At 36.4% G+C, this 209-nt stretch carries 1 protein-coding gene; it reads left to right on the top strand.

The genetic code is table 11. The features are described from left to right. A partial coding sequence (locus tag PVA17_RS25660; RefSeq protein ID WP_274069391.1) for an IS3 family transposase occupies positions 1-209 on the top strand: 209 nt, incomplete at both ends.

Here is a 209-nt window from a genome sequence, read left to right as displayed (position 1 = left end):
CATGTCACGCCGAGGAAACTGTTGGGATAATGCGCCACAAGAATCATTCTTTGGGCATTTTAAAGATGAAACAACTATTAGAGCATGTGAATCGTTAGAAGAAGTAAAAAAAGAAATTAAGAGTTATATGATTTATTACAATCATTATCGGGGGCAATGGAATTTAAAAAAGCTGCCGCCTGCAAAATACAGACAGCAGCTTCAAAAAG

The sequence above is a fragment of the Lysinibacillus sp. CNPSo 3705 genome (assembly GCF_028674935.1).
Classification (GTDB): domain Bacteria; phylum Bacillota; class Bacilli; order Bacillales_A; family Planococcaceae; genus Lysinibacillus.
The sequence above is the reverse complement of the archived record's forward strand: the minus strand, read 5'-3'. Positions and strand labels throughout refer to the sequence as shown.